The organism is Olsenella phocaeensis (genome assembly GCF_900120385.1).
Lineage (GTDB): Bacteria > Actinomycetota > Coriobacteriia > Coriobacteriales > Atopobiaceae > Olsenella_I > Olsenella_I phocaeensis.
This window is the reverse complement of record NZ_LT635494.1, coordinates 785,841-811,538: the sequence shown is the minus strand read 5'-3', so window position 1 is coordinate 811,538 and position 25,698 is coordinate 785,841. Positions and strand designations below refer to the sequence as shown.

General features: G+C 66.3%; 16 protein-coding genes and 4 pseudogenes. 3 read left to right on the top strand and 17 right to left on the bottom strand.

Annotated elements, in window-relative coordinates:
- Window positions 1-205: 205 nt before the first annotated feature.
- The 8 genes and pseudogenes from BQ7388_RS03825 to BQ7388_RS13585 form a co-directional block, all read right to left on the bottom strand.
- Entirely contained in the window at window positions 206-880 is a 675-nt protein-coding gene (locus tag BQ7388_RS03825; protein WP_062529619.1) for a winged helix-turn-helix transcriptional regulator, read from the bottom strand.
- Between the two features lie 147 nt (window positions 881-1,027).
- Window positions 1,028-1,261, bottom strand: a pseudogene (locus BQ7388_RS03820) (ectoine/hydroxyectoine ABC transporter ATP-binding protein EhuA); the annotation flags it as partial.
- Window positions 1,189-2,499 carry an ABC transporter substrate-binding protein gene (locus BQ7388_RS03815; protein ID WP_234946821.1) on the bottom strand — a complete coding sequence of 437 codons (1,311 nt, stop codon included), beginning with the start codon at window positions 2,497-2,499 and terminating at the stop codon, window positions 1,189-1,191. The gene BQ7388_RS03815 and the pseudogene BQ7388_RS03820, both read right to left, overlap by 73 nt.
- A 288-nt stretch (window positions 2,500-2,787) precedes the next feature.
- Complete coding sequence (locus BQ7388_RS03810; protein WP_072499818.1) at window positions 2,788-4,134, bottom strand: glutamine synthetase family protein; 1,347 nt, start codon at window positions 4,132-4,134, stop codon at window positions 2,788-2,790.
- 35 nt (window positions 4,135-4,169) lie between these two features.
- A pseudogene (locus BQ7388_RS03805) lies at window positions 4,170-5,030 on the bottom strand (glutamine synthetase family protein); the annotation flags it as partial.
- A gap of 161 nt (window positions 5,031-5,191) precedes the next feature.
- Entirely contained in the window at window positions 5,192-5,413 is a 222-nt protein-coding gene (locus BQ7388_RS03800; protein ID WP_009277919.1) for a hypothetical protein, read from the bottom strand.
- A 151-nt stretch (window positions 5,414-5,564) separates the two neighbouring features.
- Window positions 5,565-6,431: pseudogene (gene eno, locus BQ7388_RS13590) on the bottom strand (phosphopyruvate hydratase); the annotation flags it as partial.
- Window positions 6,432-6,494: 63 nt separating this feature from the next.
- Window positions 6,495-7,049, bottom strand: a pseudogene (locus BQ7388_RS13585) (DUF3793 family protein); the annotation flags it as partial.
- 751 nt (window positions 7,050-7,800) lie between these two features.
- On the opposite strand from BQ7388_RS13585, the gene gpmA reads away from it, so the two are divergent.
- Window positions 7,801-8,565, top strand: a complete 765-nt coding sequence (gene gpmA, locus BQ7388_RS03785) for a 2,3-diphosphoglycerate-dependent phosphoglycerate mutase (protein ID WP_062529607.1) — start codon at window positions 7,801-7,803, stop codon at window positions 8,563-8,565.
- A gap of 147 nt (window positions 8,566-8,712) precedes the next feature.
- Window positions 8,713-10,275 (top strand): DUF438 domain-containing protein, encoded by a 1,563-nt coding sequence (locus tag BQ7388_RS03780; RefSeq protein ID WP_072499817.1) that lies wholly within the window; start codon window positions 8,713-8,715, stop codon window positions 10,273-10,275.
- A 270-nt stretch (window positions 10,276-10,545) separates the two neighbouring features.
- Here BQ7388_RS03780 and BQ7388_RS03775 read toward each other — a convergent pair whose 3' ends face one another.
- The 9 genes from BQ7388_RS03775 to BQ7388_RS03735 form a co-directional block, all read right to left on the bottom strand.
- Complete coding sequence (locus BQ7388_RS03775) at window positions 10,546-12,996, bottom strand: ABC transporter permease (protein WP_062529603.1); 2,451 nt, start codon at window positions 12,994-12,996, stop codon at window positions 10,546-10,548.
- A 5-nt stretch (window positions 12,997-13,001) separates the two neighbouring features.
- A complete protein-coding gene (locus BQ7388_RS03770; RefSeq protein WP_062530369.1) occupies window positions 13,002-13,712 on the bottom strand; it encodes an ABC transporter ATP-binding protein in 711 nt (236 codons plus the stop codon).
- A 126-nt stretch (window positions 13,713-13,838) separates the two neighbouring features.
- Complete coding sequence (locus BQ7388_RS03765; protein ID WP_062529601.1) at window positions 13,839-15,956, bottom strand: heavy metal translocating P-type ATPase; 2,118 nt, start codon at window positions 15,954-15,956, stop codon at window positions 13,839-13,841.
- 6 nt (window positions 15,957-15,962) lie between these two features.
- Window positions 15,963-16,265 (bottom strand): hypothetical protein, encoded by a 303-nt coding sequence (locus tag BQ7388_RS03760; protein ID WP_009277928.1) that lies wholly within the window; start codon window positions 16,263-16,265, stop codon window positions 15,963-15,965.
- Between the two features lie 209 nt (window positions 16,266-16,474).
- The gene (locus BQ7388_RS03755) at window positions 16,475-17,350 is read right to left on the bottom strand and encodes a helix-turn-helix transcriptional regulator (RefSeq protein ID WP_009277929.1); all 876 of its coding nucleotides are present in this window, start codon (window positions 17,348-17,350) and stop codon (window positions 16,475-16,477) included.
- Window positions 17,351-17,473: 123 nt separating this feature from the next.
- Complete coding sequence (gene feoB, locus BQ7388_RS03750; RefSeq protein WP_072499816.1) at window positions 17,474-20,140, bottom strand: ferrous iron transporter B; 2,667 nt, start codon at window positions 20,138-20,140, stop codon at window positions 17,474-17,476.
- Between the two features lie 123 nt (window positions 20,141-20,263).
- Complete coding sequence (locus tag BQ7388_RS03745) at window positions 20,264-20,500, bottom strand: FeoA family protein (protein ID WP_009277931.1); 237 nt, start codon at window positions 20,498-20,500, stop codon at window positions 20,264-20,266.
- Between the two features lie 60 nt (window positions 20,501-20,560).
- Window positions 20,561-20,842, bottom strand: a complete 282-nt coding sequence (locus BQ7388_RS03740; protein ID WP_231782223.1) for a FeoA family protein — start codon at window positions 20,840-20,842, stop codon at window positions 20,561-20,563.
- 336 nt (window positions 20,843-21,178) lie between these two features.
- Window positions 21,179-23,941, bottom strand: coding sequence for a phosphoenolpyruvate carboxylase (locus tag BQ7388_RS03735; protein WP_072499815.1), 2,763 nt, complete (start codon window positions 23,939-23,941; stop codon window positions 21,179-21,181).
- A 234-nt stretch (window positions 23,942-24,175) separates the two neighbouring features.
- On the opposite strand from BQ7388_RS03735, the gene BQ7388_RS03730 reads away from it, so the two are divergent.
- Window positions 24,176-25,585 (top strand): lipopolysaccharide biosynthesis protein, encoded by a 1,410-nt coding sequence (locus BQ7388_RS03730; RefSeq protein ID WP_072499814.1) that lies wholly within the window; start codon window positions 24,176-24,178, stop codon window positions 25,583-25,585.
- Window positions 25,586-25,698 lie beyond the last annotated feature (113 nt).

Genomic DNA, 25,698 nt, shown 5'->3' with positions numbered 1-25,698 from the left:
GCCTCTTTTCTCCAAAGGTGCGAGGGCACCCACGGGACGGCGTGTCATAGCCCTCAATCTACCCGTCGGCCGCGCGCGCAACGCGAGGCACCAAGAGCTCACATGCAAGGGAAACATCACTTTTGGCTATCTGAAAAACCTAGGCGAGAACGGCCGTAATCTGCCTCGCGACGCCGCCGCAGCTCGCAAGCCCGCAGCCTCAGCCCTAGAGCTTGAAGAGGTAGCCCACGCCACGCACGGTGACGATGTGGGCAGCGACCTGGGGGCCCACCTTGGAGCGGACGCGTCGGATGTGCACGTCCACCGTGCGGGTGCCGCCACAGTACTCGAAGCCCCAGACGCGATGCAGCAGGGTCTCGCGCGAGTAGGCGCGCGAGGGGTGCGTAGCGAGGAACGAGAGGAGCGAGTACTCCATCAGCGTGAGGTCCACGGGCTCCTCGTCGATGTACACCTGGTAGGTGGCCAGGTTGATTGCCATGTTGTCCACGGTGACGATGTCCGCGGGGGCACTCTCCTCGCCCGGCCACAGAAGCAGGGCGCAGCGGACCTCGAACTCCGCCTCGCCGGCGCTGGCAAGGATGAAGTCGTTTCTCCCCTGCGCGGGCATGCGCAGGCTCGAGAGCTTGGACTCGTCCTGGATGCTCAGCGTGGGGATGAAGCCGTTGTCCGACACGTAGGAGTCCACCGCGGCGAGCGTGTCCTGGCTCAGGCCGTCCATGTCGAGGATGACCAGGTCGAAGTCGTGCCCAGACGAGATCGCCTGCGAGAAGGTCTCGGGCGTGGTGGGAAGGATCGAGACGTCCAGCGCGTGCTTGAGCTCGCGCATGCGCTCGATGAAGCGCGAGGTCCTTGCGAGGAGCAGTATGTTCTTGTGGTGCATGAACGCCCCCAGACGTACCACGAACGACCGGGACAAGCCACCGGTGCGCGAAACACTTTTTAGAAGACTAGCATAAATCGGGGCCCCGCCACCCCTTGGCAAGGGCCCCACCTGGTAACGACCCGTTTCTTGCGAGGGGTGCCTGGCCTAGCCTATCGAGCCCAGGAACTCCCGTGTGCGCTCGGTCTTGGGGTGGTCGAAGACCTCCTCGGGAAGGCCCTGCTCCACCACCACGCCGCCTTCCATGAAGACCACGCGGTCGGCGACGTCGCGGGCGAAGCCCATCTCGTGCGTGACCACGACCATGGTCATGCCGCTGTTGAGCGCGAGGTCGCGCATGACGGCAAGGACGCCGCGGACGAGCTCGGGGTCGAGGGCGGAGGNAACTGCATGTCGGTGACCTCGAGCCTGAGCAGGGAGCCGTCGGGGATGGGGGTCGCGAAGTCGACCTCGAGGCTCGTGCCGGACGGCTTGGCGGTGGCGTCCACGCTCACGCGGTCAAGGCCGTCGAGCACCGTCACGCGGGTGCTGGAGCCGTCGAAGGTCGAGCCCTCGGGAAGGGTCAGGGTGACCGACGAGACACCCGCGGCGACATGGACGGTCCCCTCCCAGGTCAGACGTGTGTTCATGCCACCAATGACGCCAGACCCACCGCTCTCGTTGGGCCGTGCCGTGGCCTTCTCGACCGCGACGCTGCCGGCGTCCGCTGCGTTGGCGGAGGACGAACCTGCGGTCGCGTCCCCCTGCGTCGTCGCGGCCGTGGCAGAGGAGCCCTCGCTCGAGCCGAACCACTTCTGCTCCAGGGCGTCCAGGGTGCCGTCCGCGCGCGCCTCCGCCAGCGCCTCGTCGAGCGCGGCCGTGAGCCTGGGGTTGTCCTTGCTCACCACGATGCCGTACTGCTCGCCCGTGGGAACCTGCAGCGCGACCTTGAGCTGGGTATAGGAGTTGAGCACCTCGTACTGCATGACGGGCAGGTCTGCCACCACCGCCTGGTAGCGCCCGCTCTGCACGCCGGTGAGGGCGGCGATGGGGTCGTCGAGGGCGACGACGTTGGCGTTGGGCAGGTTCTCGCGCGCCCACGCCTCGCCGGTGGTGCCCGCCTGGACGGCCACGGTCGCGCCAGCCTGGTCGAGCGCGGAGGAGTAGTCCGCCTCGACGGGACCCGCGAGGGCGGCGGAGGTGACGACCCCCTGGTTGGAGTCGATGTAGGCGTCGGTGAAGTCGATCTCTTCCAGGCGCTCGTCGGTGATCGTGAAGTTCGATGCGCCCACGTCCGCCTTGCCGCCCTGCTTGATCATGGGAATGATGGAGTCGAACTTCTGGGCGGGCAGGAACTCGCACTCGAGGCCGAGCTTCTGCGCGAGCGCCTGCATGAGCTCCACCTCGAAGCCCGCGGGGTTGGTGGTCCCCTCCTCTATGTAGTCGAAGGGCGGGTTGGCGAGGTCCGAGACCACGCTCAGCTTGCCGGGGGTCACCAGGCCCAGGTCTTCCGCCGCGTCGCCGGCGGAGGAGGTCGAGCCCGAGCAGCCCGCGAGCCCCAGGCCACAGGCCAGGAGCACCGCGAGGACAAGCGTCACCCCCAGGCCCTTGAGCCGCGTCGTGCGCCTGCCGTCCCCCATGACCACCACTCCCTCTAAGAACGTCGCGCGGGACGGGTCTGTGCCAGACTCCGTCCCGCCGCCCGCGTCCCAGTTGGGGCGCGTTTTGGTGGAAGTATAGTTTATGCAACGAATTTTGAAGGGGTTAATTCCAAAATTTGCATAACAGTGGGTGCAATGTTTTAATTTGACGAAACAAAGCCAGGTCGAGAGGACGAAAGGGAGAGGACGGCGGCGAGCCCATCGCCACCATCCCCTCACGCCATCCCAGACGGCGTCGGGACGAGGCCACCCGAGCCCCAGCCCCGCCTACAGGCCCGCGTAGTAGCTCTTGCGCTCCCACTCGGTGACCGTGGCGCTGTACTCGTCCCACTCGCGCCACTTCTGCGCCACGAGGTAGTCGCAGATGTGGTCTCCCAGGGTCTCTCGCATGAGCTCGCTCCTGTCGAAGCGCTTTATGGCGTCGCCGAGGTTTCTAGGCAGGCGACGGAAGCCCCTGCTCGCCAGCTCGCCGTCGTTGAGGCGCTCGAAGCCCGAGAAGGACTCCTCGGGAAGTTCGAGCCCCTCCTCGATGCCGCGGATGCCTGCCGCGAGCGAGACCGCGAGGGCCAGGTAGGGGTTGGCCGTGGGGTCGGGGTTGCGGAGCTCGACCCTAGTGGCCTGGTGCTTGCCCGGCTTGTGGGTGGGTATGCGCACCAGCGCGGAGCGGTTCTTGCGGCCCCAGGTGGCGTACACGGGAACCTCGCCGTTGGAGACGAGGCGCTTGTAGGAGTTCACGGTGGGATTGGTGACCAGCATGAACTCTGGGGCGTACTTGAGGAGTCCCGCCACGTAGTGCTGGGCCAGGGGCGAGAGGTGCGCGGGGTGCTCGGTCTTGGGGGCCCAGAAGAGGTTGTTGCCGTCGTGGTCGAAGAGCGACTGGTAGAGGAACATGCCAGAGCCCGACGCCCCCGTGAAGGGCTTGGGCATGAAGGAGGCCATCATGCCGTGCTCGTGGGCCAGCTGCCTGATGACAAGGCGCGACGTCATGATGTTGTCCGCGCAGGTGACGGCCTCGGAGTAGCGCAGCTCGATCCCGTTCTGGGAGGGGGCGCTGCTGTGGTAGGAGTAGGTCACCGGGATGGACATGTGCTCGAGGCTCAGGGTGGTCTCGCGCCTGAGGTCCATAGCGGAGTCGGACGAGGTCAGGTCGAAGTAGCCCGCATGGTCGAGGGGCACGGGCGTGGGGGCCTTCTCCTGGTCGAAGTAGAAGTACTCGAGCTTGGGACCCACGTTCATGACGTAGCCCTTCTCGTCCGCGGCGGTGAAGACGCGGGTCAGCACCGAGCGGGTGTCCCCCTCGAAGAGCTCGCGGCTGGGCGTGCGGATGTCACAGAACATGCGGGCGACGCCGCACTTCTCGGGCCGCCAGGGGAGCACCTGGAAGGTGGTGGCGTCAGGGAAGGCGAGCATGTCCGACTCGTCCTGTGACACGAAGCCGGCCACGGAGGAGCCATCGAAGCCGACCCCCTCCTCGAAGGCCTCCTCGAGGTCCTCGGACGAGATCGAGAACGACTTGAGGTTGCCCAGCACGTCGGTGAACCAGAGCCTGATGAAGCGGACGTCGCGCTTCTCCACCGTCCTCAGGACGAAGTCGATGTTCCTGTCGCCGCTCATGGGCTCCTCCTTGCAGGTCCGTTGGGTCGCGCACNCATGAACTCTGGGGCGTACTTGAGGAGTCCCGCCACGTAGTGCTGGGCCAGGGGCGAGAGGTGCGCGGGGTGCTCGGTCTTGGGGGCCCAGAAGAGGTTGTTGCCGTCGTGGTCGAAGAGCGACTGGTAGAGGAACATGCCAGAGCCCGACGCCCCCGTGAAGGGCTTGGGCATGAAGGAGGCCATCATGCCGTGCTCGTGGGCCAGCTGCCTGATGACAAGGCGCGACGTCATGATGTTGTCCGCGCAGGTGACGGCCTCGGAGTAGCGCAGCTCGATCCCGTTCTGGGAGGGGGCGCTGCTGTGGTAGGAGTAGGTCACCGGGATGGACATGTGCTCGAGGCTCAGGGTGGTCTCGCGCCTGAGGTCCATAGCGGAGTCGGACGAGGTCAGGTCGAAGTAGCCCGCATGGTCGAGGGGCACGGGCGTGGGGGCCTTCTCCTGGTCGAAGTAGAAGTACTCGAGCTTGGGACCCACGTTCATGACGTAGCCCTTCTCGTCCGCGGCGGTGAAGACGCGGGTCAGCACCGAGCGGGTGTCCCCCTCGAAGAGCTCGCGGCTGGGCGTGCGGATGTCACAGAACATGCGGGCGACGCCGCACTTCTCGGGCCGCCAGGGGAGCACCTGGAAGGTGGTGGCGTCAGGGAAGGCGAGCATGTCCGACTCGTCCTGTGACACGAAGCCGGCCACGGAGGAGCCATCGAAGCCGACCCCCTCCTCGAAGGCCTCCTCGAGGTCCTCGGACGAGATCGAGAACGACTTGAGGTTGCCCAGCACGTCGGTGAACCAGAGCCTGATGAAGCGGACGTCGCGCTTCTCCACCGTCCTCAGGACGAAGTCGATGTTCCTGTCGCCGCTCATGGGCTCCTCCTTGCAGGTCCGTTGGGTCGCGCACGCGTCGGCCCCGACGGTCGCGAGTCATGCCATTCAGACGTTCGCACACAGAGGTTACTCCTCTGTTTCACGCAAGGCGAGAGGGGCCCGGGCGACCGCGGGCGGACGGCACCGGGAAGCGCGGGAACCTACTCGCCGCCGGCCGCCCGTCCGGCGGAGTCCAGCGCGGCGTTGGCGCGGGCGAGCATATCCTGGGCGGCGGAGCAGCTCCCCTTACCCGTGGCGCGTGCGCTGCAGCTCGCGCCCGAGGCACAGCCCGAGCACTCGGACCCTCCCTTGACGAAGGAGCGGACGCAAAGCCCCAGGAGGGCGATGACAGCAAGCACTATGACGACGTCGGCGATACCCATGTCGGCCTCCAATACTGTTAGTCAAGACAAACTGTAGGCGAACGGCCACCCCTGCGATGCGAGGAGAGGGAAAAGGGCGGGCGCCCGACCGCGAATCCACAGGACCGCGTCGGGCGCCCGCCCCGAAAGCCCGCGCCCGGAGGCCCAGGGACTAGCGAACGTTGTAGAACGCGGAGAGTCCGGCGTAGTCGGCGGAGTCACCCAGGGCATCCTCGATGCGGAGGAGCTGGTTGTACTTGGCCACGCGGTCGGAGCGCGCGGGGGCACCGGTCTTGATCTGGCCGGCGTTGGTGGCGACGGCCAGGTCGGCGATGGTGGTGTCCTCGGTCTCGCCGGAGCGGTGGCTCACGATGCAGGTGTAGCCGGCGCGCTGCGCGGTCTGCATGGCCTCAAGGGTCTCGGTCAGGGTGCCGATCTGGTTGACCTTAATCAGGATGGCGTTGGCGGCGCCCAGCTCGATGCCCTTCTTCAGGCGGGCGGTGTTGGTGACGAAGAGGTCGTCGCCCACGAGCTGGACCTTCTTGCCCAGGCGCTCGGTGAGCTTCACCCAGCCGTCCCAGTCCTCCTCGGCGAGTCCGTCCTCGATCGAGATGATTGGGTACTTGCCGACGAGCTCCTCCCAGTAGTCGACCATCTGGTCGCTGGTGAGCGAGCGGCCCTCGCCCTTGAGCTCGTACATGCCGGTCTCCTTGTTGTAGACCTCGCTGGTGGCGGGGTCCATGGCAAACATGAAGTCCTTGCCAGGCGTGAAGCCCGCCTTCTTGACGGCGGCCATGAGGTACTCGAAGGGCTCGGCGTTGGTCTTGAGGTTGGGCGCAAAGCCACCCTCGTCGCCCACGCCGGTGGAGAGGCCGGCGTCCTTCAGCACGCCCTTCAGGGTGTGGTAGACCTGTGCGCACCAGCGCAGGGCCGTCTTGAAGTCGGGGGCGCCCACGGGCATGATCATGAACTCCTGGAAGTCCACGTTGTTGTCCGCGTGGACCCCGCCGTTGAGGACGTTCATCATGGGCGTGGGCAGGGNGGCGAAGCGCCTGCGGCAGCGCTCCTCGCTCGCGGCCACCCTCCCGAAGCGGCGACGCGCCTCGCTGGCGCTGCCATAGGCCTTCCAGGGGCCGCGGCAGGTCTCCCGCCCGCCCGAGATGTAGCCCCTGACGTCCTCGAGGGGGTACCCCAGGAGCACGCCCACCTCATGGGGGAAGCGCGGCTCGATGCTCAGGTGGAAGGCAGCGAGGCGATGGCGGAAGCAGCCCACCAGCTCGGACGCGCTCCCACAACGGTAGCCCGACGCCTCGAGGAAGGAGCTGAGCTCCGGGTCGCGGACGATTCCCTCCACGAGGGAGGAGCGCCAGACGAGGAGCTGCACGCGGTCCCCCGCGTGGCCGAGGACGGTGAGGTCCAGGCCATGGAGGGGAAGCTCGCGCGCGTAGGCGGCGATCGTCTCCCTCAGGCGGGCCTTGCGGCAGGCCGCGTTCCCACAGTCGCAGGCGGGAGGTCTGAACGAGAAGAGCGCCGCGGGCTTGGTCCCCTCGATCACGGCGGCGCAGCAGCGCACGAGGGTGGTGGCGAAGGCGTGCGCGAGGGCGCTCTGCTCCGCGTCGCAGCCCTCGAGTGGCGCATGGACCAGTCGCACCGACATCGCGCTCTTTCCGCTCATTGGATCACCCCTTATGAGCCCCGGGGACGACGCGCTCGGCGACGTCCCCGGGCAAAGTGACAAAAAGAGCGCCGCTCGCGCAGGAAAGGGGGGACGCGGGCGGCGCTTGAGGACCTGTTCGCAAGACGGGGAGAGGGTCCGCTTGCGCCAGGTAGGGATAAACGAGTTGCCGTGGGTCGCGCGCCTTTGCGCCTCCCACTCCCCTCGGGCCGTCCTTACCTGCCCTCGGGGCTTTTTGTTAACTCGCGTTAACTCCTGCTGGCAAGTAGAGTACACCAAAGCTAACTAATGTCGAGCGAAAGGCCGGCAGGCGTCCGATTGGAGCATTCATGGCGCTTCGTCGCAGGTGGGAATCCCGTGTGGCGTGCGATTCGGGAAGCCGCCACTCGCGCTTGCGCTTTCTCGCGTGCGTCGTCCCGACGTGATCTGTGTCACCATACGGCATCGCCGCTCGCACGAGCGTCGTCCCGATGCGGCCTGCGTCACCATACGGCACCGCCGCTCGCACGACTACGCTCTCATGCGAAGAGAGGTGCCGTCCTCCCAGTTGGAGCCCCTCTCCCCTCCCACAGAATCCTTTTGGTGCGAAGGAAGCGGGTCGCATGACGCATGGAAGGGCCTGACGAGGCTGCCAGCGCATGCCCCTCGGCACGTCATGCCGCCCCAAGGCTTATCATTCAAGCTGTAGCAGGCAGCTGAGGGGAGAACCCTCCCCCAACGAGAAGGGAATGCCATGGCAAACGACGAGTACATGCACCTCGTGATCATCCGTCACGGAGAGAGCGAGTGGAACAAGCTCAACCTCTTCACCGGCTGGACCGACGTCGACCTCACCGAGACCGGACACGAGGAGGCCGCCGCTGGCGGGCGCGCCCTCAAGGAGGCAGGCTACGACTTCGACGTGTGCTACACCTCGCTGCTCAAGCGTGCCATCCACACCCTCAACCACGTCCTCGACGAGATGGACCGCAACTGGCTGCCCGTCCACAAGACCTGGCGCCTCAACGAGCGCCACTACGGTGCCCTCCAGGGCCTGAACAAGGCCGACGCCGCCGCCGAGCACGGTGACGAGCAGGTCAAGATCTGGCGTCGCTCCTTCGACGTCTGCCCGCCCGCGCTGGAGCCCGGCGACGAGCGCGACCCCCACGTCCAGGACCAGTTCCGCGACGTGCCGCAGGAGGACCTCCCCTACACCGAGTGCCTCAAGGACACCATCGCCCGCGCCTGGCCCTACTTCGAGCAGGAGATCAAGCCCCAGCTCGAGGCCGGCAAGCGCGTCCTCATCGCCGCGCACGGCAACAGCCTGCGCGCCCTCGTGATGCAGTTCGAGCACCTGACCCCCGAGCAGATCCTCGAGGTCAACATCCCGACAGGCATCCCCTGCTCCTACACCTTCGACAAGGACTGGAACGTCGTCGACAAGCACTACATCGGCGACCCCGCCACCATCGAGGCGAAGATCAACGCCGTCGCCAACCAGGGCAAGGCCAAGAAGTAGCCTCCGTTCGCACGCGAGCGTCTTCGAGGCCCCGCATCAGTGCGGGGCCTTTTTCTGTGCACGGAAATGCTGCCCTGTTTGGGACAGTTCTCGTGGGGTAGTAAGTGCCTGGCAAACATTAGCCACCCCTAACTCACGGAGGAAGCAATGAACCACAAGCTCATCGACCTCGAGAAGACCGTCTACGAACTCTGCTCCGAACTCCCCGAGTTCAAGGACGTCATGGCAACGCTCGGCTTCGACGAGATAACCAAGCCCGGCAGGCTCCAGACCATGGGTCGCCTCATGACCATCCCCAAGGGCTGCAAGGCCAAGGGAATCGACCTCGACGAGGTCATCTCGGGCCTCAAGGCGGCGGGCTTCTCCGTCAAGGGCCACGAGGACGAGCCCGCACACGCCCCCGCAGCCGAGGTGGCAGACGAGACCCCCGAGCAGCGCCAGGCGCTCCTCACCAGCTACCTCGAGCGCCTCGGCGCCGGCGAGGACGTCGAGGACGTGCGCAAGGACTTCGCCCTCCACTTCGCCAACGTCTCGGGCGGCGAGATCGCCGCGGCCGAGCAGGCCCTCATCTCGGGCGGCGTTCCCGTCGAGAAGGTGCAGCGCCTCTGCGACGTGCACGCCACGCTCTTCGAGGGCAGCGTGTCCTGCGCGCCCGGCCTCTCGGGCACGGACCCCCAGGACAGGCCCGGCCACCCCGTCCACACCCTGCGCAGCGAGAACGAGCAGATACTCAAGCTGATCGAGGGGCTTCGAGACGACGTCGACCTCTCCCGCGCGGCCAAGGGTGCCGACGTCGTTCGCGCGCTCGCCCAGAAGCTGCGTGCGGACGCGGACCTGCTCGCCGCGATCTTCCCGCACTACAAGCGCAAGGAGGAGCTCCTCTTCCCCCACCTCGAGCGTCACGGCGTCACGGGCCCCTCGAAGGTCATGTGGGGCAAGGACGACGAGGTCCGCGAGCTCGTGGGTGACCTGAGGCAGATGACGGAGGCCCTTGCGAGCTCCGGTGACGCGGCGGGGCTCGCCGCAGCCGCGGACACGCTCGCCGCTGCCTGCGAGGGGGCGGAGTCCATGGTCAGCAAGGAGGAGAACGTCCTCGTGCCCCTCTCGCTCGAGACCCTGGGAGCATCCGAGTGGACGCAGATCGCCGAGGAGAGCGGCGAGTTCGGCTACGTCCTAATCGACGAGCCCCCCGCATGGCGCGCCTCCGCGCTCGAAATCGCCGAGGAAAGGCTCAACGCCGGCGCGTCCGCCCCTGCCCCCGAGGCGCCCCAGGCAGGCGGCACGCAGAAGGTCAGGCTCTCCACGGGAGAGTTCAGCGTCGCCCAGATAGAGGCCGTTCTCAACACCATCCCCCTCGACCTCACCTTCGTCGACGCCGACGACAAGACCCGCTACTTCAGCCACGGGGACACGCGCGCCTTCCCGCGCCCGATGAGCTGCCTGGGACGCGACGTCTACGACTGCCATCCCCCCAAGAGCCAGGCCATGGTCCACAAGGTGTTCGAGGACTTCCGCAGCGGTGCCAAGGACAGCTTCGAGTTCTGGATCCACAGGGGCGAGCAGTTCCTCTACATCCGCTACTTTGCCGTGAGGGACGAGGAGGGCAGATACCTGGGCGCACTCGAGACCACCCAGGACATAGCCCACATCCGCTCCCTCGAGGGCGAGAACCGCCGCGGTGCCGACCAGCGCCGCGCGGAGGCGGAGTAGCGCGACGACGGAGACACGCTAGCGCAGGATGCGAAAACAGCATTCTGTGGGAAATGCTGTCGTTTTTCGCGTTTGGCCTGTTGGCGCAGCTAGACGACAGCATTTCACAGGATTTGCGGTCTTCTCTCGCCCACATGGCGCGGCCAGCAGGAAGGCGGGGCAGGCCCTTACTCGACGGGGGTCTTCTCTCGCCCACATGGCGCGGCCCCCGTCCCCTGGGAGACGGAGGCCGCGCTCCTTGTCGCGTCGTCGCTGGCGGCGCGTCGCAAGCTACTCCTGGACCTTGAGCGCCTCCGAGAGGGAGACCCTGCGAATGTTGCGCAGGTGAATCAGGGCGACGACGCCATAAGTGGCGAATCCGATGACCACCAGCTCCACCAGGTGCTGGGGTGCGTACCAGAGCGTCCAGTTCCCGGAGTAGTTGACCATCATGAACTTCATGATCAGCCTGAAGAGGCTTACGATCCCGCCGAGGCTCAGCATTAGGGTCAGGGCCACCACCGTGGTGATCGAGCGGACGTAGAGACGGGCGACCTCGCCGTCCTGGTAGCCGAACACCTTCATGTACGAGATCGAGCGGGCGGACCTGTCGATGACCGTCTTGGTGAGCAGGTACATGACCACCAGGTAGAAGGGCACCGAGAGGGCGACCATGGTGTTCATGATGTCGCCCATGGACTCCTGAATCTGGTCGACGACCTTGAGCATCTCCTGCGGCGTGATCTCCTTGGCGACGAAGCGGGGGTCGAGGTCGAGGGCCTCGTCCGACGCATAGCCGTTGAAGTAGTCGTCCGGCTCCCCCATCAGCGCGCAGAAGTCCGCACGCGACAGGTACGCGTCCATGTTGGTGTCGCCATCCGTGATGCCATCCACCCTGAGCTCATAGGTCTTGCCCTCGAAGCGGTCGATGAAGGGGTAGGTCTGCCCGACCCTGAGGTCACACTTCTGGGACAGCCCCTTCCCCACGACGATGCCGCCGTGCGAGAGCTGCACGTCAGACCAGTAGCGCGACGGCTCCTCGATGCCATAGAGCGTGATCTGCTCCATCGAGTCGGCAAGGTTGCGCTTGACCTCGAGGCTGGCGGCGGCGAATCGCTCGGCCTGCTCGATGCGCTCGGGAGAGTTCTCGCGCACGTTGACCGCCCGGTCGTCCGGGTTGACCGTCTGCGCCTTGACCGCAAGGCCCAGGAGTGCCGCGGGGTCGAGTGCCTGGATGTCCTCCGCGCTCGAGGTGGAGAGGGTCTCCGCCGCCTCGAACGCCGCCCGCTCGTCGACGCTGCCGTCGAGGCGCAACGGCGCCTTGAGCAGGTACACGTGCTGGGCGGGAACCGACTGGCTCATGGTGCGGGCGACGTGCTCGACGGTGGGCAGCATGATCAGCCCCATCAGAAGGAGGATGCTTCCCACCGAGATGCCCAGGAAGAGGATGACGAACTGGGAGATGTTGCGCAGGAAGACGCGCGCCCTGAAGCGCAGGGAGAAGCCCCAGGAGCTGGGGAGGCGCACGCGGCCGAGGCCCCTGCGATGGGAGGTCTCGTGCCGCAGGAACGCCAGGGGGGTCGCACCCAGCTTGCGCAGCAGGCCGAAGAAGGTGATAAGCACCAGCATGCCCAGGGGAATGAGCGTCGTCATCACGAAGACGCGCGGCTGGAAGGTCACAACGTACGGAGGTAGGCTGTAGCTGCGCATGTACAGGTTGGCCATGGGCTTGACCAGGAACGCGTAGCCCACCACGTTGCCCACGACGCAGGCGACGGTCCCCACCAGGACGGGCAGCGTGAGGTAGTGGCGCAGGATCTCCGAGCGCCGCCAGCCCGAGGCGAGCAGCGTGCCGATCGCCGAGCTCTGCTCCTCGATGGTGGCGTTGGTGAGCACGACGAAGACGAAGGCCATGATCAGCACGAGCAGGACCAGCATGACCTCCCACATGCCCTGGTCCTGGACCACATCGTCCTGGCTGAAGGTGATGGCCTGGTTGGACTCGCGGTCCACGATGCTCGAGAGCGACGCGCCGTTCTGGCTGATGGCCTCTGCCACCCTCCTCTCGAGCTCGACCCTCTGGGGAAGCGCCATAGAACGATCGTCCAGGACCGCCGAATAGCGCCACTGCGCCGAGCTTCCCACGAGCTGGTCGAAGTCCTCGTCAGAGACCTGCGAGACCGAGAAGCTCTGGGTGTTGTACATGAGGTCGGAGTTGTGGACCATCTGGGTGGGATAATCCGAGAGCGTCATGACGCCACTGATGGCGAAGTCCCTCCCGTCCACGGTGACGTGGTCCCCCACCCGCAGCCCGTTGTTCTCGCAGAACGTCCGGTCGAGCGCGATCTGGCCCCTCGAGTTCGGCTCCTCCCCCTCCACGTATATGGGAAGGTCGAAGTCTCGCCTGACGCGCATCGCGCGGACGGTGCCGGTTCCCTCCTCCCCGGACGCCTTCCTCCAGCCCATCGTGAGGTCACGGTAGAAGTTCTCGTGCACCGTCATCCCCAGCGCCTCGACGGCCCTCACCGCCTTCTTGGGGGCCTCGAAGTCGCAGTCGAACTGCAGGTCTTCGACGACATACCTGTCGCGCATGCCCTCGATGGTCGCCTGGAGCGACGATGCGGCGACCATGTAGCCGGTCACCATGGCGGAGATGAGGAAGAGGAGGGCAAAGATGCCCAGGTACTTCCCGAGGTTCGCCTTGAGCTCGCGTGGGATTCGCCTGTCGAGTGGGTTCCTCATGGCGGCTACCAGCTCAGCTCGGAGGCGGGCTTAATCGTCTGGTTCGTATGCTCCGAGACGATCTGTCCGTCGCGCAGCTGGAGCACGCGATGGGACATGTACTGGATGGCCTCGTTGTGGGTGACGATGACCATCGTGCAGCCATAGCGCTGGTTGACGTCCTCCATGAGCTGGAGGATCTCCTTGGAGGTCTTGTAGTCGAGGGCGCCCGTGGGCTCGTCGCAGAGCAGGAGGCGGGGGGCCTTGACCAAGGCGCGTCCTATGGCGCAGCGCTGCTGCTGGCCGCCCGAAACCTGGCTGGGGAACTTGTCGCGGTGGTCCCAGAGGCCCAGGGACTCGAGGAGCTCGTCCATGGGGAGGGGCTCGGAAGAGAGGTAGGCGCAGACCTCTATGTTCTCCCTGATCGTGAGGTCCGGGACGAGGTTGTAGAACTGGAAGACGAAGCCGAGCTCGCGGCGTCGGTACTCGACGAGCTCGCGCTTGGAGAGGGTCGTGAGCTCCTCTCCGCCCACGCGGATGCTGCCGGAGTCGGCCGACTCGAGGCCACCCACGAGATTGAGGAAGGTCGACTTGCCCGATCCCGAGGGGCCCAGGAGGGTGCAGATCTCGCCCGACCGAACACCCGTGCAGAGGCCCCTGAGGACCTCCACGTGGGCCTCTCCCGACCCGTACCCTTTTCTGAGGTCCGTGACCTCGAGGTAGGCTGCATTCTCCATGCGCTTCCCATCCATGTCCAAAAGTTAGCTCGTGCTTACCAATTATAGGAAGACGCAAGCACAAATGACAGGACGGGAGCAGGAAGTCCCAGGCGCACGCAGCCAGCCCAAGGCAAGAGAGGCGCGCTAGTCGACCCCTCCCTCCCCCGCTCGCAGCAAGTGGCGCGTGTTGAGGGCCACCGCGCCCAGCGTGGAGGCGTTGTGCAGGTAGGCGGCGGTCGTGAGGGATATGGCGCTGGCAACTCCCAGGGCGATGAGCGCGGAGTTGAAGCCCACTATGAAGCCGTAGTCGCGACGGATGCGGCCCATGAGGCGCTGGGAGAGGAGACGCATGGTCACCAGGGACTCGAGCGACGAGTCCAGCACCGAGACGTCGGCCACGGCGCGGGCGATGTCGCTCGCGTCAGAGAGGGCGACCGAAACATTTGCCGCAGCAAGTGCCGGCGAGTCGTTGATGCCATCGCCCACCATGATGACGGTGTGGCCCTCGTCGCGCAGCGCCTGCACATAGCCACTCTTGTCCTCTGGCAGCACCTGCGCATGGTAGCTGTCGATGCCGACGGAGGAGGCGACGTGGGCGGCGCAGGACTCGGAGTCGCCCGTGAGCATGACCACCTTCTGGATGCCGAGCCCCCTGAGGCGCGCGATGGTCGCGGCAGCCTCGCCGCGCAGCGGGTCGCTGATGCAGATGGCACCCACGAGCTCGCCGCCGAGCGCCAGGTAGACAACCGAGGCGGTGGGCATGGCCTCCTGGATGGTCTCCTCGAGGTCGTCCGGCTTCGCGATCCCCTCGTCCTCGAAGAGGAAGTGGGCGCTGCCTATGAGCGCCTCGAGCCCGTCCACCTGCGTCGAAATGCCATGCGCAACCACGTAGTTGACCCTGGCGTGCAGCTCGTCCTCGTGGCTGAGGCCACGTCGGTCTGCCTCGGCAACGATGGCGCGCGCCATGCTGTGGGGGAAGTGCTCCTCTATGCATGCCGCGTAGCGCAGCACGGTGTCCTCGTCCGCACCGGCGAGGCTCAGCACCCTCTCGACGCGCGGAGAGGCATGGGTGAGGGTGCCGGTCTTGTCGAAGACGACGGTGTCCGCAGCGGCGAGGGCCTCGAGGTACTTGCCGCCCTTGACCACGATGCTGCACTTGGAGGCCTCGTCGATGGCGCTCATGACCGCGACGGGAGTCGAGAGCTTGATGGCGCAGGAGTAGTCGACCATGAGCACGGCCATGGCCTTCGTCACGTTGCGCGTCAGGGCCAGAATCGCGAAGAACGAGAGGAAGCTGTAGGGCACCAGCGCGTCAGCAAGGTGCTCCGCCTTGCTCTGGACGCCCGCCTTGAGCTCGGAAGACTGCTCGACCATGGTCACGATGCCGTCGATGCGCGCGTCCCCCGGAGCAGCGGTCACGCGAACGAGGAGGTCCCCGTCCTCGAGGGCGGTGCCCGCATAGACCGTGGACCCCACCGACTTGTGCACCAGGCGTGACTCGCCGGTCATGGACGCCTCGTCTATCTGTCCCTCCCCGTCCACCACCGTGCCGTCGACGGGAAGCACGCTCCCCTGGGGAAGGTGGAGCACCTGGCCACGCTCGACCTCGTCCATGGAGATGCGCACGTCCCTGCCATCGACCACGGCCCAGACGTTCTCGGCGCGCGTGATGAGACCGTCCTTGAGGGCGAGGTGGGCGCGGCTCTGCACGTGCCTCTCCAGGACCGAGGAGAGCTGCAGCAGGAACATGACCGTGTCGGCCTCGCCGAAGCTGCGCCTCAGGAGCGACGCCACCACGGCGGTGGCGTCGAGCACTTCGACCGTGATCTCGCCGCGCGCAAGACGCCTCAGACCCTCCGCGATGAAGCCGACGGAGCGCATGAGCGTCCATGCGTGGCGCAGGGGGGCAGGAAGAAGCAGGCTCCGTATGCCACGCCAGGCGATGAGGCCGCCCAGGCGCAGGGCGAAGCGGTTGTTCTCGGCCGCGATCTCGATGGCGTTCGCGTACGACTCGATGCCCACTTCCGCAGTCGGAAGCCTGAGGACATCGAGGCCGTCTACCACGCCGAGGACGCGCTCGCGACAGGACGGGTCAAAGACCACCAGGACCGACCCGTTGGCGGGGTGGACCTCCGCATGCCTCACGCCGGGACTGCGCATGAGCGCGTATGCGACGCCACGCGCCTCCTCGTCTCCAAAGAGGTTGGAGCCGCAGCGCAGGCGCAGGCGGCCAGGAAGGTCAGAGATGATCTTGTAATGCATGAAGGGCTATGCCTCGCAACCCTCGGCATCGACCTTGGCAGTGACCTCCTCGCGGATCCTTGCCTCCTCGACGGCAAGGCGCTCCTTTACGGCTGAGTCGATCTTCGCCCTGCGGCGAGCCTCGGCCGTGGCGTCGTTCGCGTCGTCCACGATGCTCTGGGTCTCGGCCGTCACGGCGGCGTCGACCTTCATCGCGCAGGTGGCAACGGCGACGGCACCCTTGTGGAGCAGCCCCGTGCTCGCGAGCTTTGCGACCGTCCCTGCGACGGCGGCACCCCCGACGGCGAACCAGATGTGATGAGCGTGCATGACTACTCCCTCTCTCTCGTGGCACAAGGTCGCCTTGGTTGACATTGTGCAGCAGTCATTCCTCTCGTACGCTAAGGCAGCGTCGAGAGAATTCACAACTCCGAGAGGATGCACCGCTCCAATCGGACGCGCTACTTGGACGGTCTTCTGGGGAGTGTGCCGTTCTGACCCGCGAGAGGTGTCCGTGCGACGATGCTCCGAGGCAGACCTCAGGCCATGTGGCGCGCCCTCCAGACGCTGGGAGAGCAGCCCATGCAGGCGGAGAAGGCACGGGAGAACTTGGACGGGTTGGAGTAGCCCACGGCTGCCGCGACCTCGGAGACGCCCAGCCGGCCGTCCCCCAAAAGCTCCGCCGCACGCCTCATGCGCTGCCTGCGGTACCAGGAATAGACGGGACTGCCGAAGGTCTCGCGGAAGGACTGCTTGAGCACGGTGGGTGAGCTTTCGCAATGCTCCGCCAGCTGCTCGATGGTGAGCGGCGTGGAGAGGTCGCGCATGAGCTCGCCCTGGGCGCGATAGGCGATCTGCCGATGCGACTGGCGGACGGGCGGACGGCTGACGGAGCCCGTGAGCTCGATGTGCGAGAGGAGACGAAGCAGCTCCACGACCTTGAGCCTGAGGTAGCCCTCACGACCCCGCTCCGGGGCGCCGTTCAGCTCGAAGAGCACATGGACGAGCTCGGGATGCCCGTCCAGGGAGGCCACCGTGGTGCCCATGCGGGAAAGAAGAGCCAGGCCCTCGGCATCCACGCCGAACTCGGCGAGCGCCTCTCCCTCCTCCCGCGCGATGCGCCCCAGGTCAAGCAGCAGGACGATGCCCCCTAGCTTGCGCAGCTGCAGGGGATGGACGCCTTCTCCCCTTCCGCGAAGCGCCAGGAGCGTCTTGGACCGGGGCGACGAGGACGAGGCGCACCTGGGATGGGCGGGGCGGATGCCTTCCTTGCAATAGATGAGGAGGAGCTCCCCGTCACTCCAGCGAAGGCAGGAGTCCGCGGCGTTCGTCCCCTTCGCGAGGGGGCTCGAGATGGCGAGACGGGCGCCCCTCAGGGGCTCGAAGACCTCGACCGACCTCTGCGTCCGCTCCATTTCCGCTCTCTCCTCGTTCATGAGAAGGCGCGCCACCCACCTTCCAGGCAGGCGGCGCGCCTTGGCTTGCAGTCTGGGGTCACGCGAAACCCCGTCGTGCCCGCGATGCGGGCGGGTCTAGGACTAGGCCACGTCCTCCGCAAGGCTGTCCAGAATCTTCTCGTCCTTCTTGTCCCACTTGGGGGCCGGGCGGAAGAGCTGGAAGAGCATGGCCGCGAGCAGCACGAAGGCGATCACGGTCCAGATGCCGAAGCTCCCGAAGACGACCAGCTCGTAGAACTGGTTGATGAACAGGCCGATCACCCAGCCGAAGACGCACTCGTAGGCGATGGCGAAGGCCGTCCACCAGCCGGAGTTCATCTGGCGACGAATGGTGCCCATGGCGGCGAAGCAGGGCGCGCAGAGCATGTTGAACGCCACGAACGCGCACATGGCACCGACGTGGAGCGTGCCGGCGACGGTGAACATCCCGGCGAAGCCCTGCCACATGCTCACGGAGTTCTCGGTTGCGCCGCCCAGGCCGTAGAGGACGCCGAAGGTGGAGACCAGGTTCTCCTTGGCGATCAGGGCAGAGATGGACGCCGCAGTGGCCTGCCAGTTGCCAAATCCCAGGGGAAGGAAGATCCAGCCCAGGGCGCCACCCACACCGGCGAGGATGGAGTAGTCCATGTAGTTCTCGGGGACACCCTCCATGCCGGAGAGGAAGCCGAAGGCGCCGTCGCCGCCGTCCCAGCCCGCGATGCCGAAGTTGGAGAGGAACCAGATGCCCACGGCAGCCGCGAAGATGATGGTGCCAGCCTTCTTGACGTAGGAGGCGACGCGCTCCCACACGTGCAGCGCCCAGGAACGGATGCTGGGGAAGTGGTAGTCGGGGAGCTCCATCACGAAGGGGACGGGCTCGCCCTCGAAGGGCTTGGTCTTCTTGAGCATGATGGCCGAGACGATGATGGCGACGATGCCCAGGAAGTAGAACATGGGGGCGACCCACCACATGTCGGAGCCGCCGGCGAGCACGCCCATGACCAGGGCGATGATGGGCAGCTTGGCCGAGCAGGGGATCATGGTCGTGAGCATGGCCGTCATGCGGCGGTCGCGCTCGTTCTCGATCGTCTTGGTGGCGAGGACGCCGGGGACGCCGCAGCCGGAGGAGACGATCATGGGGATGAAGGACTTGCCCGAGAGGCCGAAGCGGCGGAAGACGCGGTCCATGACGAAGGCGACGCGGCTCATGTAGCCGCAATCCTCGAGGAAGCAGAGCATCACGAAGAGGACGAAAATCTGGGGGATGAAGCCCAGGACCGAGCCCACGCCGCCGATGACGCCGTCTACCACGAGGCCCTTGACGAGGTCGGAGGTGCCAGCCGCCTCGAGCGCGTTGGTCGCGGCGGTGGGGATGGAGTCAACGAAGCTGCCGAAGTCGTGCTCGTCGGGCTCGGCGGCCTTGCCCTCGAGGGCGGCGGCGAAGCCGGCGGCGTCCACCTTGTCGATCACCTGGAGCTCCTGCCCCTCGGCGAGCACCGGCTCGCCGTCGCTGGTCTCCTCGGTGATGGCCTCGTCGTCGGTGTCGACGAAGTTGCCGTCGTCGTCGTGCACGGGGACGTCGGTGGCGACGACCTTGGCCTTCTCGGCCGCAGCCTGGAAGTCGGCGATGGTCGCCTCGTCCTCGGCGGTGGGCTCCTCCGCGGCGATGGCGTCCGCGACGCCATCGGTGTTGACGCCGGCCTTCTCTGCGGCGGCGAGATAGCCGTCGATCTGGTCGGCGTAGTGGTTGGAGGACCACTCCTCCTTGGCCTCGTCGAAGGCGGCCTGCGACTGGCCGCTCAAGAAGAAGCCATCGGAGAAGAGGTTGTCGTTGACCCAGTCGGTCCAGCTGGTGCCGATGGTGGAGATGGCGATGTAGTAGACCAGGATCATGATGGCCGCGAAGATGGGAAGGCCCAGAACGCGGTTGGTCACGATGCGGTCGATCTTCTGCGAGGTGGTGAGCTTCTTGGGGGCCTTCTTGACGCAGGCGTCCATGACCGTGGCGATCCAGTCGTAGCGGTCGGAGGTGATGATGGACTCGCTGTCGTCGTCACGGTCGTCCTCGATGGCCTTGATGGCCTTCTCGGCGGATGCGAGGACGTCCTTGCCGAGGTTCAGCGGCTGGATGGCCTCGGCATCGCGCTCGAAGACCTTGATGGCATACCAGCGAACGAGCTCGGCGGGGCAGGCATCCTTGATGAGGCCCGCGATGGTCTGCAGGGCGGACTCGACCTCGGCGGAGAAGCACTTGACGCCCTCTGCGGGCTTGCCGGCCTTGGAGGCGTCGAGGGAGGCGTTGACCAGCTCGTCGAGGTTCTTGTTGTGCAGGGCGGAGACCTCGACCACGGGAACGCCCAGCATCTGGGACAGCTTCTTGGAGTCGATGACGTCGCCACGCTCCTTGAGCAGGTCGCACATGTTGAGGCCCACGACGGCGGGACGGCCCGCCTCGAGGACCTGGGTGGTGAGGTAGAGGTTGCGCTCGAGGTTGGTGACGTCGATCAGGTTGATCACGGCATCGGGACGGTCATTGACCACGTAGTCACGCGAGACGACCTCCTCGGGGGAATAGGGGGAGAGCGAGTAGATGCCGGGAAGGTCGACGAAGGTGACGTCGTGGTTGGCCTTCCAGGTGGCCATCTTCTTCTCTACCGTGACGCCGGGCCAGTTGCCGACGTAGCCGTTCGAGCCGGTGAGCTCGTTGAACAGCGTTGTCTTGCCGCAGTTGGGGTTACCAGCCAGGGCGATGTTGATCTTGTCTGCCATTCCTTGCCTTTCCTGCTACGTGTCCGGAGTTATTCTCGGCTTACCTTTGCTACCTGAAGACTCACATTTGTTAGTTTTAGGTAACTCGCTCGGCCAGAAAAAAGGGGCCGTGCCCCGGGGAAGCTACTCCTTGGCTATGTCCACGACCTCGATGCACGCCGCCTCGTCCTTGCGCAGCGAGAGCTCGTAGCCGCGGATGGTGCACTCGATGGGGTCCCCCAGCGGCGCGACCTTGTGGACCAGGACCTTGGTGCCCTTGGTGAGGCCCATGTCCATGATGCGGCGCTTGATCGCCCCCGCACCGGTGAGCTTGGAGACGGTACAGCTCTCGCCGACCTTCACGTCCCTCAGACTTGCCATTCTTCCCCCTTAGAAAAACAGGCCGGGCGATGCCCGGCGCCAATACCCCCCGTTGTCTTGCTAGCAGGTGGCGATCTTCATGGCCATGTCGCGCCCGATGCCGAAGGTAGCCCCCTTGACGCTCACGAGGACGTCGCCGTTCACGCGCGAGACGACCTTCACGGAGGCACCCTGCACGAAGCCGAGCTCGGCGAGATGCTGCCTGAGCTCCTGGCTGCCACGGACGCGGGCGACGGTGACCGTCTCGCCTTCCGAGACCATCGAGAGGGGCAGCTGTGCCCCGACCACGCGCACTCCTGCGGTGCTCGTCATGCTCGTGCCATCCACAACGCTTCCATCCATCAGACGCTCCCCCACCCGGGTCCCGCCCGTTTGGGCTACGGACCACAAGTTTATGCTAGCTAACACGCTATTGTAGAGATTTTTGGCAACTGGGGAAGCCAAAGCTAACAAATTTTTTGGGAAGGGGAAATCATGGCAAAACATACACATTGGATCCTGTTGGCCTGGATGCGAAGCCCAGCTCAGACTGGGTGACACGTCGGCCCGCGAGGTCCGACCGGAGCCATTGCCCGTCATGGGACGAGAGGGACGACCTCCACGGCCCGTCCCTCTCGCCTCATGAGCCCTTGCCCTCGTGGCACGCCACGGGTCATCGCGCACCGCCGTCCGACAGGATCAGCCCGTGTTCTGCAGGCCGGCGGAGACCCCGGAGACGGTGCAGAGAATCAGATAGATGAAGCGCTCGCGCTCCTCGGGAGTGAGCGCCTCCCCCTTGTTGCGCAGGGTGTCCAGCGCGCGCACCTGCGCCAGCGAGAGGACGTTGACGAAGGGCAGGCGCATGCGGATGACGGGACCCAGGACGCGACGGCTCTGGAGGGGCCACTCGTTGCCGGTGATGGCGAGCACCCACTTGCGAGTGAGGCGCATCTCGTCCAGGACCTTCTCGTTGAGGTCGGGACGATCGGCGAGGTCGAGGTACATCTGGGCGATGCGGTCGTCGGTCTTGGCAAGCGACATCTCGATGTTGTCGACGAAGGTCGTGAAGAGGGGCCACTCGGCGTAGGCCTCCTTCAGGCGGGCGAGGTCGCCGAAGCTCTCGCAGGCGCTGCCCAGCCCGTACCAGGCGGCGAGGTTGGTACGCGCCTGTGACCAGGAGAAGATCCAGGGGATGGTGCGGAGGTCGGCCAGGGACTTTGCCCCCAGGCCGCGCTTGGCCGGGCGGCTGCCTATGGGCATGAGGCCGATCTCGGCCAGGGGGGTCACGACGCCGAACCACTCTGCGAAGCCCTCGCTGTTGAGGAGGTCGAGGTAGCGCTCGCGCGAGGCCCGGTCGAGCGCCGTGGCGACGTCGGCGTACTTGGCCGTGGTCTCGGTGTTGACGTACTCGATGGAGGGGGAGCTTTGGAGCAGCGTCGCTCCGGCGACCGACTCCACGTGGCGGCGTGCCAGGGTGGGGTCCCCGTAGCGGGCGAAGATGACCTCGCCCTGCTCGGTGAGCTTGAAGTGGCAGTTGACCGAGCCCTTGGGCTGCGAGAGGACGGCGCGGTTCGCGGGGCCGCCGCCGCGTCCCACCGCGCCGCCGCGGCCGTGCATCAGCACGAGGTCGATGTTGTTCTCCTCCGCCCACTTGGCGATGCGCGCCTGGGTGGCGTGCAGGACCAGGGTGGCAGAGGTGGGGCCGGCGTCCTTGGAGGAGTCGGAGTAGCCCAGCATGACCTCGAGCCTGCGGCCGGTCTGGCGGAGCCTGCGCTGCACGTCGGGAAGCTCGATGACCTCGTTGAGGGTGTCGATGGCGTTCTCGAGGTCCTCCACCTGCTCGAAGAGGGGAATCACGTCGAGGGTGGGGACGTCCTCCTCGTGGGCGAAGGCGAGGCGGGCCAGCTCGTAGACGTCGGCCACGTTCTGTGCGCTCTGGGTGAACGAGATGATGTAGCGGCGAGCGGCCTTGACGCCGTTCTTGCGCTGGATGGAGCCGATGGCGCGGAAGGTGTCCAGGACCTCGCGGGTCATGGGAGCGAGCTCGCCGCGCTCGCCCCAGCGGCCGTGTGCGCGGATGTCCTCGAGGGCGCGGCTGTGGACCAGCGAGTGCTGGCGGAACTCCATCTCCACCAGGTGGAAGCCGAAGGTCTGGGCCTGCCAGATGAGGTTCTGGACGGGTCCGTAGGCAGTGCGCACTGCGCCAGCCTTGGCGAGGGAGCGCTGCACCACCATGAGGTCGGCGACGTACTCCTCCGCGTTGGCGTACATGACGTCGGCCGTGCGGGTGATGGTCGCCCTCAGGCGGTTTGCCATGACGATCATCACGGCGCGGTGGAGCTCGGAGGCGCTCACGTCCTGGGCGCGCTTGGTGAGCGACTCGCTCATCTCGACCTGGTGGCTCCAGAGGTTGAGCAGCTCGGAGGAGGGCTTGGTCGACGCGGCGTCCAGGGTGATGTTCCGGCCCGTGACCTGCGTGGCATCGGTGAGGGTCTCGAGCATGTGGACGCGGAACTTCTCGCTCACCTTGCGGCTCACCTTGGCGGTCACGTTTGGGTTGCCGTCACGGTCGGAGCCGATCCAGCTGCCGGGATGGAAGAAGGCGGGGCAGATGGGCGGGACGGTGCCGGCCTTCTCGCCCAGCTCCCAGTCGTCGAAGCGGCGGTAGACCTCGGGAACCATGTCGAAGAGGGTGTTGTCGAAGATGTCAATGACGGTGTCGGCCTCCTCGACGGGAGTCGGCTTCTTGATGCCGATGGGCGAGGTGCGGAAGAGCGCGTCGATCTCTTGCAGCATGCGACGCTCGTTCTCGGCCAGGGACGCGCCGCCCAGGCGGGGACGCTCCTCGAGAAGGCCGGCGATACGGCGAATCTTGCCCTCGACGGCCTTGCGCCGGGCCTCGGTGGGATGCGCGGTGAAGACCGGGTGGAACTCGAGGCGGTCGAGCAGGGCCATGGCCTTGCCGGTGCCGCACTCGTCCACGAGCTGGCGATATGCGACGGTCAGGTCGTTGATGGTGTCCTCGCGCTCGCTGGTCGAAATGGCGCTCTCCCGCGCACGCAGGGAGCCGACGCGGTAGTTCTCCTCGCAGACGTTGGCGAGGTGGAAGTAGGCCGCGAAGGCCCGCATGACCAGGGTTGCCTTCTCCACGGGCAGCGAGTCGATGATGCGCACCGCGTCGCGGAAGGCGTTCATCTCGACCTCGTTGGTGCCAGGCTCGTAGGAGTTCGCCTTGATAGTGTCGACGAGCAGCGCGTCGAAGGTCGCGCGCAGGTCGCTGTCGTACTCGCCAAGTACCTTGCGCACCAGGCGCAGGAAGAGCGCCATGTTGTCCTTGAGCCCGTCGGGAACCTCGACCTCGGAGAGCGCCTCGCGGGCGGCAGCCCACTCGAGCTCTGCCTCGCTTGCGGAGGGTCGGACAGAACCCTGCCCGCCCTCCTTCAGTCTATCCAGCTCAGACACCGTACCTCCCCCTGGGCCAACGTCGCGGGCGCCGGCCTCGAGCCTCTTGTGCCAAAGAATCGCACACCATACTTTAGCCGGCGGGTGTATGCCGAGGATGTAGCCGACCGCAGCGAAACCCAATCTTCACGCGCAGGGCGGGATACAATCGCCAGGGCGAACGCGTGGCACGGGATGCGCGCCGAGCGTCCGAGCAGGCGACGAACCAAGCGAACAGGATGTGCGAGGCACTGCATGACCAACCCACTGGAGCGCATTCTTTCGGGCAGGAGCGATGCTGCGGGAAGGCGTCCCGGCGCGGGAGGGTCTCGCGGCGGGAGGGTGGCAAGGACTCCCCTCGTCGTGCGCCTCGCCAACGACTGGTGGGACCGGCTCATCTCGTCCGTGTGGTCGGGGTCGCTCGCAGACCAGACCGCACGCTACGCCGCCCACCGCACCCGCAGCGACTACCTCTTCAACAGTCTGGGCCTAGGGCTCTGGGGAGTGCTCTTCCCCCTGCTCACCGTCATCGCCACCCAACTCGCGGGCGCCGAGGCGGCGGGGCGCTTCTCCATGGCCTTCGTCATCGCCAACCTCCTGCAGTTCGTGGGGACCTATGGCGTGCGCACCTACCAGGTCTCCGACGTGGACGAGGCTGAGTCGTTTGGCTCGTACCAGCTCCAGAGGGCCGCGAGCTGTCTGCTCATGGTTGGGGTGGCCTGGCTCTGGTGCCTGGTCAAGGGCTACTCGGGCGAGATGCTCTCGATCTGCGTGGGTACCTTCGCCTTCCGCCTGGTCGACTCGCTCGCAGACGTGTACGAGGGACGGCTCCAGCAATGTGACAAGCTCTGGCTGGCTGGCGTCTCCCAGGCGCTGCGCTGCGGCGTGTCCATGCTCGCCTTCACCGTGGCGCTGCTCGTCACGCATGACGTCGCGGTGGCAAGCCTTGCGCTTGCCGGGGCGGCAGGGGTCTCGCTCCTGCTGGTGAGCCTTCCCCTCGCCCTGCTCGAGACCCCTCGCTCGCGTGGGGTCCGCCTCGTGGAGCTGCGAGAGATCTTCGTCGAATGCGCACCAGCCTTCGCGGCGCAGTTTCTCTTCGTGCTCATCGAGTCTGTGCCGAAGTTCGCCATGGAGGGGGCGCTGGCATACGAGAGCCAGCTCTTCTTCAACGCCATCTACTTCCCCGCCCAGGGCATAGCCATGACCGTGGGGCTGGTGTACAAGCCCCAGCTCGTGAGGCTCTCCAACATCTGGTCCGAGCCCAACCACCGGGGACGCTTCGACCTCATCGTGATTGCCGTGGCGGGCGTCGCCGCGGCCCTGACCGCCGGCATCCTCCTTTTCAACGCCGCCTTCGGCGTGCCCCTGCTGGGAATCCTCTATGGCACCGACTTCGAGCCCATGCGCGCCCAGCTGTACCTGATGGTCCTCGCGGGGGGGATGTCGGCGATCGTGGACTTCCTCTACCAGATCATCACCGTGCTGCGACGCCAGGAGGTGGTCACCCGCAGCTACCTGCTCACCTTCGCGCTCTCCGTCGTGCTGAGCGTGACGCTGGTGGCAACGCTCGGCTTCAATGGCGCGGTCTGGGCCTACTTCGCCTCGATGGGCGCCCTCTTCGTGATGCTCGTGGTCCAGTACGTCCTGCTTCGCGTGAGGGGCTAGAAGGGGGCTGACCGACGCCAACCGCACGCGCCCGGGAATCTTCACCAGACTTCCCCACGCCCTTGTCAGGAGCCTCATCAGACCGCTCTACCCGCGACATCCCCAAGTGCTAT